Genomic DNA, 12,575 nt, shown 5'->3' with positions numbered 1-12,575 from the left:
CGCAAGGCCGTTTCAAGCGGAACGCCACGCGCCACCGGCGCGCCGCACCTGGCCTGCGCAGATATCGCGAATTTCGGGCAGTTCTCGTGCCGAAAATGTGACGCTTCCGAGATCAATCAGCAAGCAAGCCAGCGCCCACCGAAGGGGTATCAACCCGAATCGCTCGGTGGCGCCCAGTGCCGCCTCGGCGACCTCCCGGGCGCGGTCGGCGCGGCCCGCACTGCACAGGGCCGCGGCGAGCACCACATCGCTTTTGACCCGGTGCCGCGCCGAGGCCTCGAGCCGCGCGAGGTCGACGGCTTCCTCGGCGCGGCGGACGGCGACGTCGCCGTCGCCAGACGCCATGGCCAACTCGGCGCCCACCCATCCCCGCCGCACCGCGAGCCGGTCGGGCACCGTCGCGGCCGCCAGCGTCGAGTCCGCACGCGTCAACAACGCCGCCGCGGCGGCGAGGCGGCCGACCCCCAGCGCGTCGGCGGCCAGCCCGATCAGGGCGTCGGCCCGCGCCTCGGGATCGGTGCCGGCCAGCGCCAGGGCGCGACCATCCCAGCCGCGCGCCCGCTCGTGCCAGCCGAGCTGGCGCAGGAACGAACCCTGCGTGCTGTGCGCCAGCGAGACCAGTCGGCCGCCGGAACCGCTGCGGCGCAGCGCGGCGAGGTCGCGATACGCGCTGCCGTAGTGCCCCTGCCCACCGCACGCGACGGCGCGCAGCCACAATTGCCGGGGTGTGGTCGCCGTCGGTAAAGGCCAGCTTTGCGGCCGGTTTCCGAAGGCGGCGTCCGCCAGCGTTGCGTCGATCGTCGAAGTGTGACGAGTTTCAATCACGGTGATAGTAGTAAACAGTTTGTGGTATCTGTGTTACTGAAATGTTAATCACGATCGGCGTGTACAAATTGGCCCTCCCCCGTCCAACCGCCCTGAGCAGCGAAATCCCAAGGGGCGCCAACTAGCTGGTAGCACGGCTCTTGTGCGGTAAATGCGTCGCAGATGAACGCAGAGTTAATTCTGCAGCAACGGTCATGTATTTTGCCACACTAAGCGCCTATTGACGGAAATTCGCCGCCGCCCCTAAGTTCTAGCAATGACGGGCAGTCATCGGTGACGTCCCCCCAAAATCAGTTGCACAATCGTTTCGCGATCCTGACATTCTGGGCGTGCCGTGCAGAGAGGGAACTAGCCATGCCACAACCGGAGCAGCTACCTGGGCCCAACGCCGACATATGGAACTGGCAACTGCAAGGCCTGTGCCGCGGTGTCGATTCGTCGATGTTCTTCCATCCGGACGGCGAGCGCGGTCGCGCGCGCATGCAACGCGAGCAGCGCGCCAAGGAGATGTGCCGGCAGTGCCCGGTGATCCAGGAGTGCCGGGCCCACGCGCTGGAAGTCGCTGAGCCGTACGGTGTTTGGGGCGGCCTGTCGGAATCCGAGCGCGACCTACTGCTGAAGGGCGACATCGGCCGCACTCGCGGTATCCGTCGCAGCGCCTGATCTCCCGCAATCTGCGATTGAACGGTTCCGCGCCGCGGCGCGTGTACTAGTCATGGACTGGGCGAACCGGCCGCGGTCCTAGATTCACTCAATCGCTCGCGGTGTCGGGGCCCGCGTCGATTCGCCGTCGCGCGGGAGGGGCGCTGTGGCTAAGCGCTGGCACAATTTTGAAACTCGGGTCCGCAATGCCGGACTCGCCGTAAGGACAACGCTGGGACAGCAAGCGTGGCTGGATCGACCCAGCTACCGTCTCGAGCACGCCCTGATGTTCGCATTCGCGGCCACGGGCCGATACCGGGATCGCGTCAGCAACGCACTGCATGGCACCTGGCTCGGTCATCCGCTTCATCCGGCGTTGACGTCCGTGCCGACGGGAGCGGTGGCGACGACGGTCGCGATCGACGCGGCCAGCCTGCTCCCCGGACGCGCCACCGGGCTTCGTGACGCTGCACGGTTTGCGTTGGGTGTCGGACTTGTCGGAAGCGTCGGCGCGGCCGCTACCGGTCTGACCGACTGGCAGCACACCCATGAGCAATCGCGCCGGATCGGTCTCGTGCATGGCTTGCTGAACACGGTCGCAACGGGACTGTACGCAGTGTCGTGGCGGCAGCGCCGCGACGGCCGTCATCTGCGGGGAATGGCGAGCAGTGCGCTGGGCTACGGCCTGACCCTTGGTGCCGGCTACCTGGGCGGCGCTTTGGTGTTCGCGTCGGGCACCGGCGTTGATCGCTCTGGAGCTCGGCTGAGTGGGGACCGTTGGACGCCGGTGCTGGCGGCAACGGCTTTGGATGGCCAGCCGCAGCGGGTCGAGGTGGCCGGTGTGGGCGTGGTCCTGTATCGGAACGACGACAGGGTGCTGGCGGTGGGTGCGCACTGCCCGCATCTGGGTGCACCGATGAATGACGGCTGGATTGATCGCGATCGAATCGTCTGCCCCTGGCACGGTTCCCGGTTCGCGTGCGAATCGGGCGAGGTGACGCGGGGACCTGCGACGGCGGCGCTGCCGAGTTATCCGGTGCGGATCCGCGACGGACTCGTTGAGGTGCGGGGAGTGGCGACATGAATGCCTATGAAGTGCTGTTCGACCACCACAAGGTCTTACGGGGCCTGTGCGCGAAGACCACCGCAATACCACCGGATACCGATGAGCGGCAAGAAGCCCTCGGTGAGCTGTTGATCGAGCTGGACATCCATATGCGAATCGAGGACGACCTGTTCTATCCGGCGGTACAGGCGGCGAGCAAGCTGGTCGCTATCGCCCATGCGGAACACCGGCAGGTGTGGGATCAGCTGGCAACGCTGCTTCGGACGCCGCCGAGCGCACCGCAGTACGAGGACGAATGGCACTCGTTCGTCACGGTCCTGGACGCCCACGCCACCGAAGAGGAGCGCGACTTATGCCCGGCCCCAATCGATTTGAGCGAGAACATGCTCGACACCCTGGGTAACCAAATGGTCGAGCGAATGACCCAACTGCGTCGATCGGCGATCAACAAGTTCCGCGTCCGCGTCCGTGCGGCCGTGCTGAGCTCACTGTGACTTATCGGCCCGCCGGCGCCACAACTCGACTAGCGCCGTCGCGGCCGGTGACAGCCTGCCGTCGGAACGCCACGCCACACCGACGCGAACGCGCATTGCCGGACGCCCGATGCGGATCGGGTGCAGATCGTCGCGGGTGCGCACGTAGGACTGCGGCAGCACCGCAACGCCGAGCGACCGTGCCGCGAGATCGCCGACCACCACCGGGTTGCTGGCCTCCAGCGCAATGTTGGCGCGGATACCGGCGGCCGCGCACCCCTCGTCGAGGCCGGCCCGGATGCCCGCGCCGCGCGGCAGGCAGATGAGCGGATGCTCGGCGAGCGCTCGCAATGAGATCGAAGTCCGTCGGGCGAGGGCGCTGCCCGGTGCGACGGCCGCCACCAACACGTCGTCGTTGATCACCGTTACCTCGATGCCGCGGCCGAGCGCCGACGCGAACCCGACGACGGCCAGATCGATCGCGCCGTCACGAATGCCGGCGATCAGATCGGCCGACGGCGCCTCCACCAAGCTGATCTCGACGCCGGGATGCTCGTCGTGAAACACGGCAAGCGTGCCGGTGATGACGTCGGGTGGGCACGACGGCATCATTCCGACCGCGACGCGCCCGCGCAGCACCCCCCGCAGTTGCTCTGCGACAGCAGCGATTTCGTGAACGGCGGCCAGCGCGGCCCGCGCCGGCGGCAGCACCCTGGCACCCGCGTCGGTCAGTCGCACCGAGCCGCCCGAGCGGTCGAACAGCGCCTGGCCGAGTTCGGACTCCAGTCGGCGGATCTGCGCGCTGACCCCTGGCTGCGCGACATGCACGCGCGCGGCCGCCTTGGTGAAACTCGCCTCTTCCGCCACCGCGACTAGGTACTCGAGTTGATGCAGCTCCATAACTACTGATTATGCGTCGGATCAGCAACATATCTTCGACGTATGCCACTCCCGCGGGGAGGATGAAGGCATGGAACCGACACAGATCGCACGGACATATTTCGACAGCTGGAAGCGCAAGGACTTCGATGGCCTGCGCGCGATCCTCGCCGACGACGTGACGTTCTCCGGACCGATGGGCACCGCCAGCGGCGCCGACGACTACGTCAAGCAACTCGCGGGCTTCGCCCAGATGCTCGATGACATCACCGTCGAGAAGATGTTGGCCGACGACCGCGACGTGCTGACGTGGTTCAACCTGCATCCGAAGGGCGGCGAGCCGGTCCCCGTCGTGAATTGGTGTCACGTCGAAAACGGGCGCGCCCAACGGGTGCGCGTGGTGTTCGACCCGCGCCCGCTGCTGTAGCGAGTTTGACATCGTCGAATTCGGGTAGGTCCCGTGCATGAATACGGGCTTGAAGAGGGAAGTAGCCGTTGCGGCCGCGGTACTGGCCGCCACCGCGGCAGCGCTGGGCGCATGCACGAACCAGCGCGGCAGCCAGCCCAACACGTCACCGCTGACCACGTCGCCGGCCGGCGCGGAGAGAATGGCCACGCAGTTGAAGAGCTCTGACGGGACTGTCGTGGCCAACGCCACCTTCGATTTCGCCGACGGCTACGCGACGGTGACCGTCGAGGCCGGCGCCAACCAGGTGCTGAGCCCGGGTTTCCACGGGCTGCAGATCCACTCGATCGGCAGATGCGACCCCGGGGACTTCAGTTCGGCCGGGGGCGTCTACCAGGCACCGGGTCACACCGGCTATCCCGCGAGCGGCGAGCTGACCGCGTTGCAGGTGCGCACCGATGGCTCGGCGAAACTCGTCACCACAACGAACTCGGTCACGGCCGCGGACCTGAGAAACGGCTCGGGTAGCGCACTGGTCATCCACCAGGACCCGGATAACTTGAGCAACGGCTCCACCGGTGAATCGGCCAAGCGGGTGGCCTGCGGCGTGATTGCCGCAGCGGCCGCGACGACGACGTCGTCCACCACAGAGACGACTACCGCCACCACGATCACCACCACGACGGCCGTCGCGCCGCCGTCCACGTCGACGAGCACGAGCACCGTCACGGTCACCACCCCGACCTTCACGTCGACGCCGACCATCACGGTGACGACTCCGCCGGTATTGCCGCGCGGCCGCTAATCAGTGGTCGCTGGGTCGAGCCCGAAGACCGCCACCGCGGCCGACTTTCCTTTCAGCTCATGTGATCCCCGGTCGATGAGTCCGGCCGGCCGACACGCTAAGGCGTCGGCAGTCTGTTTGGTGAGAAGGATCGCGTCACCGGTGGTCTTGGTGAGCTGCTCAACGCGGGCGGCGACGTTGACGGTGTCACCGATCAGGGTGAACTCCAGCTTGCTCCCGCCGCCGATGGTTCCGGCGATCACCTTGCCGGTGTTGATGCCAATTCCGATCCGAAGCGCACCGTCGAAACGCCGCGCGACGAGGCGATGAATCAGCACCGCCGCGCTCACCGCCGCATCGGCATGGTCCGCGAGATCGTTGGGGGCACCGAAAACGGCTAGCGCGCCGTCGCCGAGGAACTTGTTGACGTGCCCACCGGCATCGACGACCGCGGGCACGACGATTTCGAACAGGGCGTTGAGCCGGGCGACGGTGTCCTCGGCGGTATTCGCTTCGGCAAACGGGGTGAAGTCGCGGATGTCGACGAACATCACCGTCACCTCGCGACGCTCCCCGTTGAAGACGTCGTCACCCTGCTCGAGCAGTCGGGCCGCCAGCGCCGGGTCGACATAGGACCCGAACGCGCCCTGAAGTCGTTGTCGCTCAGTCAGACCCGCCTGCATGCGATTGAACGACGCCGCCAGCGCGCCGAGGTCGTCATCTTGCACCACCGGCAGGCGTTGGCTGAAATCGCCGGCCGCAACACGCTCAGTTCCTGCGGCGAGATCGCGAATGGGTTGCAGGAGTGGCGAGTACGCGGCCCAGAGCGACGGCCCGATGACGAGCACCAGCACACCACCGATCATCATGGCGAGGGCGGGGCCGTGCCTGGCGACGTCCAAAATGGCTCCCAGGATTGCGCCCGCGACGGCGAACGCGAATCCCACCGCAAGCATGGCCACGTTGGTCCACGTGGCGAACGCCGGGCGAGAGCGAGGCAGGGAATCGCCGATATCCGTATCCGAGACCATCGCAGCCCTGGCGGGCCGCAGGATTGATTCGGTGTAGCTGTGCACAGTGATCAGCTGGCCGGCAGTCCCGGCGATGGCACCCAGAATCGCGTACTGGATGAGCCGCGACCCGCTTGCTCCGGCGATCATCCCGACACCGACGAACAGCGCCGCGATCCAGACAAAGGTGACGACCAGCCCCCTCGCGATCACTTTCCGGCCAAGGCTGTAGCTGGCGCGCAGTGCGCTTTCTCGATCGACGTCGTCGCCAACGGCCCACCGCTCGATGAGCCGCGCATCCCTTCCGCCGGGAATTACCAGCAAATACGCGTACGCGAGCACGGCGGCCACGGTCACCGCGGCCGCCTCCGCGTAGCGATCGGACCTCTCGAAAGCGACAATGCCCAACGACCAGGCGAGATAAACCGGGAGCGCCAGGGGGAGAGTGAGCGCCCAGCCTGCCCACGAGTACCTCGACGCGTACCGATCCCACGCCCACTGCCAGATGCGATCCATGCCAATAACGAAACACCCCCGGCAATGAACCCGGGGGTGTTTCTTCGGCACTACCTAGTGATGGTGATGACCTTGGCCGTCGGCGTCGTCCTCGCCGCCTGCCGGACCGGCGACCAGGATCATCTTCCGCGGCGAAAAGGCTCCGAGTTGCCCGTCCACCTCACCGGCTGTTAGCGGTGGCGCGAATGTGCTTGGTCGTCATGCCATCCGGTGCTGGACGCGAGTTCGATTGCCCGGCGGATGCTTGAGTCGCGGAAGCCGATCCGGTCGAAAAGGGGTCGGAACAATCCGGGTGTTTTTGCGGTCAGAGTCAGCGTCTTTGGGACGATGATCTGGTTGGCGCGGCGTTCGATACCATCGACGATGCCGCCGATGACGGTCTGCATCGGGACCATCTTCCAGAGGCCTTTTTCGTTGCCGCCCCACAGTTCCCGGCCAGCGGGGTCGGCGACCACGTCGTCCATCATCGGTGTGCGGAAGAACGTGGGGTGGGCGCTGCCGACACCGACGCCCAGGTGGCGCACTTCGAGGCGGATGCTGTCGCACATGGCCCAGACACCGGCCTTGCTCGCGGTGTAGGACGCCTGTAGCGGGGAGTGCACGAACGCGGCCATCGAGGACACGGCGAGCAGGTATCCCTGGTGGGGTTGCACGTGGGGCAGCGCGGCGCGGAAGGTGCGCCACACTCCGGTGAGGTTGATGTCGATGACCCGCTCGAACGCCGCGGGGTCGAGGCTGGCCATGGGCGCCATGGTGTCGATACCGGCGTTGGCGATTACGATGTCGATGCGTCCGAAGTGCTCGGCGGCGTCGGTCATGGCTGCCTGCAGGCTGGTGAGGTCGCGCACGTCGGCGCGGAACCCCTTGGCAACGGTGTCGCCGCCAAGTTGTTGGGCCGCAGCGGTGGTGGCGTCCAGGTTGAGATCCAGCAGCGCCAGGTTGGCGCCGCGGGCGCGTAAGTCTTCGGCCAGGGCTGAACCGAGGCCTCCGCTGGAGCCGGTGATGACGATGGTGCGTCCGGTGACAGCGTAGCGAGCCATGATGGATTCTTTCGGGTTGTGGTGGGGCTCAGGTGATGACCGGAACGTGCCGGTGCAGGAAGGCGATTTGGTCGGCGACGACGCGCTCGAACGGCTCGCCGACGTAGATGTCGAAGTGGCCTTCGGGATAAAGGCGCACCTCCCCGTGAGGAGCCTTCACGGCGTGGCGCAGGGTGGCCTTGGCCGGAGCGACGCTGTCAGTCTCGCAGACACAGAACAGGATCGGGCAGTCCACCCGGGCCGCGTAGCGGCCCGGGCTGTGCGTGGGAACCTGTAGCACTACCCGTGCGGCCACCTCGTTGTGGAACGGGGCGCCGTCGGGGACCAGCGCCAGGTAGCCGGGCACGGCGTCGGGTGCCGTCATCAAGCCCGCCGACCGGGGCGGACCGGCGGTGGGCACCATGATCGGGCCCTTTCCGAGGCGGCCGGCGATGACATCGGCGATAGCGCGGGCGCTGACCTTGACCAGTGTCTGCGGGTTCATCGCCAGCACCGAGGCGATGCCGTCGGTGAATGGGCACTGTGAGATGACGGCGGCGATGCCGGACTCGCGAGCCGCGGCCACGATCACGTGCCCGCCACCAAATGAGGTGCCCCACAACACAATCCGCTTGTTGTCGACGTCGGCGCGGCTGCGGGCGAAGGCGATCGCGGCCGACCAGTCGGCCAGTTGGCGCTCGACGTCAAGCAGCTGACGCGGCTGGCCGTCGCTGGCGCCGAAGTGGCGGTAGTCGAAAACCAGACACGCGTAGCCGGCGGCGCAGAACCGCTCGGCGTAGGCGTCGAGGCGCATCTCACGGATGCCACCCAAGCCGTGGGCCATCACGATGACGGGGCGTGGTTGCGTCGTCTGCGGCAGATACAGCCAGGCACGGCAGGTCGCGTCGTCAGACACAAACTCCACGTCGAGACGGGTCGTCATGGGTTGCTCCTTTCGGGATGTGGTCAGCGCGGGTGTGGGTTCGGTTAGTGATCGGCATGGGTCATGCCTTGGCGTGCTCGGTGTTGGCCGCGGATTGCTCGATTTCGCGAACGAATCGCTGTGCGGTGCGGTCGCGTACCAGCGCGGCGTCAGACAGCGGGTTGAGCACGCCGTTGAGCAGGATGTAGGGGATCCAGCGGCGCGGTACAACGATCCGTGGCGACCGCTTGGCGATGCCGGCCGCTACTGCCTCGGCCACCTGCTCGGGCTCGATGGCCACGCGCAGGAACGGAGGGTAGGCGCGGGCGCGGAAACGGGTGACGGTGTCATTTCCGCCGAACGCGGTGCGGGCGATGTTGGTCTTGACCCAGCCCGGGTAGAGGACCCCAGCCGAGGCACCGGCTCCGGCGAGCTCGACGCGCAGCGCGCGACCGAGTTGTTCGACACCGGCTTTCGACATCGCGTACGGAGCATTGATGGTGCCATTTGCATACGCATAAATCGACGACGTGATGAGGACATAGCCGCGGTTGGCGATGATCTGGGGTAGCGCTGCGCGCACCGTGCGCCACACTCCGAGCAAGTCGACTTCGACGACCTTCTCGAACTGCGCAGGGTCGATGGTCAAGATGCTGGTCGGGGGATCGGCGGCGATCCCGGCGTTGGCGAACACGACGTCGATTGCGCCGAACTCGTCAACGGCGGAAGCTACGGCGGCCTGCAGCGACTCGGCATCGGTGACATCGACGGCAAGGGGCAGCGTGCGGTGCAAGCCCAGCTCGTCCGCGACCGCATCGGCGGCGCGCTGTTGCAGGTCGATGAGCACGACGTTGGCGCCCCGACGATGCAGGACACGGGCGGTGGCTGCGCCGATCCCGCCGGCCGCGCCGGTGATGAACGCGGTCTTGCCGGACAAGGTTTGGTTGGCAGAGAACATGTTTCCTCCTGACTTGAGATCACCGGTTCGGTGATGCGGGTCCGGGTTCGCGGCGTGGGTGAGCTCGAGCTTTGTTGTTTGTCACTGGTAATGGTCCGAGCGAAACCACCCGAAGCCAATGAGCGGCTGCCCATCATTTAGGCGCATTAATGTGCATTTGCCCTGCCGCTGTTATGGTGTCGGCATGGTGTGGGAGCGACCCTCGCCACGAGTTGCAGAACTCATGCAGGCCGGCGTGCAGCAGATACTCGACGCACCCGGTGCGGTGCTCGACGAGCTCCTCCGCGAGATCGACGTAGCAACGCTGACCGATCAGGACCCCGCCCTAGCAGAGGACCCGGCGCTCATCGCGGAGATGAGGCGCAGCAACCGGGCCAACTTTGTGTTCTGGGCCGAATCGATTCGCCGCGACCCCGCCGCACCGGTGCCCCCTAACCCCGGCCCCGAGCCCAGGGTCATCGCCCGCGACCTCACCCGCCGCGGCCTCGACGACGGAGTTCTGCAAGCCTGGCGCGCGGGGCAAAATGTCGCGTGGCGACGCTGGATGGGCATCGCGTTCAGCCTCACCGACGACCCGGAGGAGCTCCCGGAGCTGCTCGACTACAGCGCCCGGTCGATCTTTGGCTACGTCGATGCCACCATCGCCCAGGTCTCGGCACAGATGCACGCCGAGCGCGAGCAACTCACCCGCGGGACTCAGGCTGAACGCCTTGAAACCGTCACCCTGCTTATCCAGGGCGCACCCGTTCGTCGCGCGATCGCCGAAACCCGGCTGGGCTACGCCCTCGATCGGTCCCACCTGGCCGCGATCGTGTGGAGCGACCAGGCCGAGCCCGACGTCGCGGCCCTAGACCAGACCGCCGAAGCGCTGGGTGCTGCCGTCGGAGGGCGCCGGCCCCTGACAGTGACCGCTAGCGTGGGCGCGCTGTGGGTTTGGGTGCCCAGCGATGATCACTTTGACCCCCGCTCCCTCGACAACGTGCTCAACAATCACGACCACGTCTTCGTGGCGCTGGGTTCCCCAGCCCGTGGCATCGACGGCTTCCGGCGCAGTCATCTCGAGTCGCTCGCCACCCAGAGATTGCTCATGCGCGCAACCCGCGTGCGGCTAGCCCAATGGGAATCCATTCAACTGGTTGCGTTGGTCAGCCATGACGAGGCTGCTGCGCGGCAATTCCTCCGACACACGCTCGGCGACCTCGCCGACGCTAATCCCGAAGTGCGCGAAACCCTTCGTATCTATCTCCGCGAGCAGTCAAACGCGCCGCGCGCCGCGAAAGTTCTTTTCGCTCACCGCAACACCGTCTTGACCCGGATCGCGCGCGCCGAACGCCTGCTACCCAAACCACTCAACCACAACAGCCTTGAAGTCGCCGTGGCCCTCGAACTAGCCGCGTGGATTAACTGAAACAGCCCCGGCAATGACGCCGGGGCTGTTTCGTGTAAGGCGGTACTAGTGTGCGTGGCCGTGGTGGTGGCCGTGGTCGTCGTCCTCATCGGCGGGCTTGTCCACCACCGCGGTCTCGGTGGTGAGCACCATCCGTGCCACCGACCCCGCGTTGAGCACCGCCGAGCGGGTGACCTTGACGGGATCGATCACGCCTTCGGCGACCAGGTCGCCGTAGTTCAGCGTGTCCGCGTTCAGTCCCTGCCCGGCGGGTAGCTCGCTGACCTTGTTGACCGCGACCGCGCCGTCCAGCCCCGCGTTGGTGGCGATCCAATACAGCGGTGCGGGAAGCGCTTCGGCGAACACGTCGACACCGAGGGCCTCGTCGCCGCTCAGCGACGCGCGCAGCTCCTGCAGCTTTTTACCGGCCTGGATCAGCGCCGATCCGCCGCCGGCGACGATGCCCTCTTCGACCGCTGCCTTGGCGGCCGCGACGGCGTCCTCGACGCTTTCCTTGCGCTCCTTGAGCGCGGTCTCGGTTGCGGCGCCCACCTTGATGACGGCCACCCCGCCGGCCAGCTTGGCCAGCCGCTCCTGCAACTTCTCGCGATCCCAGTCCGAGTCGCTCGCCTCGATCTCGGCGCGCAGCTGCTTGATGCGATTGGCGACAGCATCCGCGGAGCCGCCGCCCTCGACGATGATGGTGTCGTCCTTGCTGACCACCACGCGCCGCGCGGTGCCCAGCACCTCGGTGCCGACCTCGCGCAGCAGCAGGCCGGCGTCGGGATTGACGACCTGTCCGCCCGTCACGATCGCCAGGTCTTCCATGAAGGCCTTGCGGCGATCGCCGAAGAACGGCGACTTGACCGCGACGGCCTTGAGCGTCTTGCGGATGGAGTTGACGACCAGCGTGGCCAGGGCTTCGCCCTCGACGTCTTCGGCGATGATCAGCAGCGGCTTGCCGGCCTCGGCGATCTTCTCCAGCATCGGCAGCAGGTCGGGCAGCGAGCTGACCTTGTCTTGGTGCAGCAGGATCAGCGCGTCTTCGAGCACCGCCTCCTGGGAGTCGAAGTCGGTGACGAAGTACGCCGACAGGAATCCCTTGTCGAAGCCGACGCCCTCGGTGAAGTCCAGCTCGGTGCTCAGCGTCGAGGATTCCTCGACGCTGACCACGCCGTCGTGGCCCACCTTGCTCATGGCCTCGCCGACGAGTTCACCAATCTGCGCGTCGCGCGAGGAGACCGTCGCCACCTGCGCGATGCCTTCCTTGCCCGACACCGGGGTGGCGGCGGCCAGCAGCGCCTCGGACACCGCGTCGGCGGCCTTGCCGATTCCGGCGCCGAGCGCGATCGGGTTGGCCCCGGCGGCGACCATGCGCAGGCCGCCCTTGACCAGTGCCTGGGCCAACACGGTCGCTGTGGTGGTGCCGTCACCGGCGACGTCGTTGGTCTTGGTGGCCACCGACTTCACCAGCTGGGCGCCCAGGTTCTCGAACGGGTCTTCCAGGTCGATCTCGCGCGCGACGGTGACGCCGTCGTTGGTGATCGCGGGCCCGCCAAATGCCTTGGCCAGCACCACATGCCGGCCACGTGGGCCCAGCGTCACGCGTACCGCGTCGGCGAGCTTGTCGACGCCGGCCTCCATGGCGCGGCGCGCGGTTTCGTCGTACTCAATCAGCTTGCTCATCA

The 12,575-nt window shown here is 66.9% G+C and carries 13 protein-coding genes; 6 read left to right on the top strand and 7 right to left on the bottom strand.

Annotation, left to right across the window (positions count from 1 at the left end; all coding sequences use genetic code 11):
* Window positions 1-12: 12 nt before the first annotated feature.
* Entirely contained in the window at window positions 13-825 is an 813-nt protein-coding gene (locus A5744_RS13410) for a hypothetical protein (RefSeq protein ID WP_076061696.1), read from the bottom strand.
* A 354-nt stretch (window positions 826-1,179) separates the two neighbouring features.
* Between A5744_RS13410 and A5744_RS13405 the strand changes: the two genes are divergently transcribed.
* The 3 genes from A5744_RS13405 (at window position 1,180) to A5744_RS13395 (ending at window position 3,027) form a co-directional block, all read left to right on the top strand.
* Window positions 1,180-1,488 (top strand): WhiB family transcriptional regulator, encoded by a 309-nt coding sequence (locus A5744_RS13405; protein ID WP_076061695.1) that lies wholly within the window; start codon window positions 1,180-1,182, stop codon window positions 1,486-1,488.
* Window positions 1,489-1,753: 265 nt separating this feature from the next.
* The gene (locus A5744_RS13400) at window positions 1,754-2,551 is read left to right on the top strand and encodes a Rieske 2Fe-2S domain-containing protein (RefSeq protein WP_083679289.1); all 798 of its coding nucleotides are present in this window, start codon (window positions 1,754-1,756) and stop codon (window positions 2,549-2,551) included.
* Entirely contained in the window at window positions 2,548-3,027 is a 480-nt protein-coding gene (locus tag A5744_RS13395; RefSeq protein WP_076061691.1) for a hemerythrin domain-containing protein, read from the top strand. Before A5744_RS13400 ends, A5744_RS13395 begins: the two co-directional genes overlap by 4 nt.
* Here the strand turns inward: A5744_RS13395 and A5744_RS13390 are convergent.
* Complete coding sequence (locus tag A5744_RS13390) at window positions 3,019-3,906, bottom strand: LysR family transcriptional regulator (RefSeq protein ID WP_076061690.1); 888 nt, start codon at window positions 3,904-3,906, stop codon at window positions 3,019-3,021. The genes A5744_RS13395 and A5744_RS13390 overlap by 9 nt on opposite strands.
* A gap of 70 nt (window positions 3,907-3,976) precedes the next feature.
* Here A5744_RS13390 and A5744_RS13385 point away from each other — a divergent pair, with 70 nt between their 5' ends.
* A complete protein-coding gene (locus A5744_RS13385; protein ID WP_076061688.1) occupies window positions 3,977-4,312 on the top strand; it encodes a nuclear transport factor 2 family protein in 336 nt (111 codons plus the stop codon).
* Between the two features lie 37 nt (window positions 4,313-4,349).
* On the top strand, window positions 4,350-5,096 hold the full coding sequence (locus A5744_RS13380) for a superoxide dismutase family protein (protein ID WP_170874486.1): 747 nt from the start codon (window positions 4,350-4,352) through the stop codon (window positions 5,094-5,096).
* On the opposite strand, the gene A5744_RS13375 is transcribed toward A5744_RS13380, so the two are convergent.
* From A5744_RS13375 to A5744_RS13360, 4 genes are all read right to left on the bottom strand, one after another.
* Window positions 5,093-6,601 (bottom strand): adenylate/guanylate cyclase domain-containing protein, encoded by a 1,509-nt coding sequence (locus A5744_RS13375; protein ID WP_076061687.1) that lies wholly within the window; start codon window positions 6,599-6,601, stop codon window positions 5,093-5,095. The genes A5744_RS13380 and A5744_RS13375 overlap by 4 nt on opposite strands.
* A gap of 170 nt (window positions 6,602-6,771) precedes the next feature.
* A complete protein-coding gene (locus tag A5744_RS13370; protein WP_076061685.1) occupies window positions 6,772-7,641 on the bottom strand; it encodes an SDR family NAD(P)-dependent oxidoreductase in 870 nt (289 codons plus the stop codon).
* A 28-nt stretch (window positions 7,642-7,669) separates the two neighbouring features.
* Complete coding sequence (locus tag A5744_RS13365) at window positions 7,670-8,563, bottom strand: alpha/beta fold hydrolase (RefSeq protein ID WP_076061684.1); 894 nt, start codon at window positions 8,561-8,563, stop codon at window positions 7,670-7,672.
* A 61-nt stretch (window positions 8,564-8,624) separates the two neighbouring features.
* Window positions 8,625-9,500, bottom strand: a complete 876-nt coding sequence (locus tag A5744_RS13360; RefSeq protein ID WP_076061682.1) for a short-chain dehydrogenase/reductase — start codon at window positions 9,498-9,500, stop codon at window positions 8,625-8,627.
* A gap of 184 nt (window positions 9,501-9,684) precedes the next feature.
* Between A5744_RS13360 and A5744_RS13355 the strand changes: the two genes are divergently transcribed.
* A complete protein-coding gene (locus A5744_RS13355; RefSeq protein ID WP_076061680.1) occupies window positions 9,685-10,908 on the top strand; it encodes a PucR family transcriptional regulator in 1,224 nt (407 codons plus the stop codon).
* A gap of 45 nt (window positions 10,909-10,953) precedes the next feature.
* Here A5744_RS13355 and groL read toward each other — a convergent pair whose 3' ends face one another.
* A complete protein-coding gene (gene groL, locus A5744_RS13350) occupies window positions 10,954-12,573 on the bottom strand; it encodes a chaperonin GroEL (protein WP_076061678.1) in 1,620 nt (539 codons plus the stop codon).
* Window positions 12,574-12,575: the final 2 nt, after the last annotated feature.

Source organism: Mycobacterium sp. IS-1264 (assembly GCF_001954195.1).
GTDB lineage: Bacteria > Actinomycetota > Actinomycetes > Mycobacteriales > Mycobacteriaceae > Mycobacterium.
This window is presented reverse-complemented; position numbering and strand designations above follow the sequence as displayed.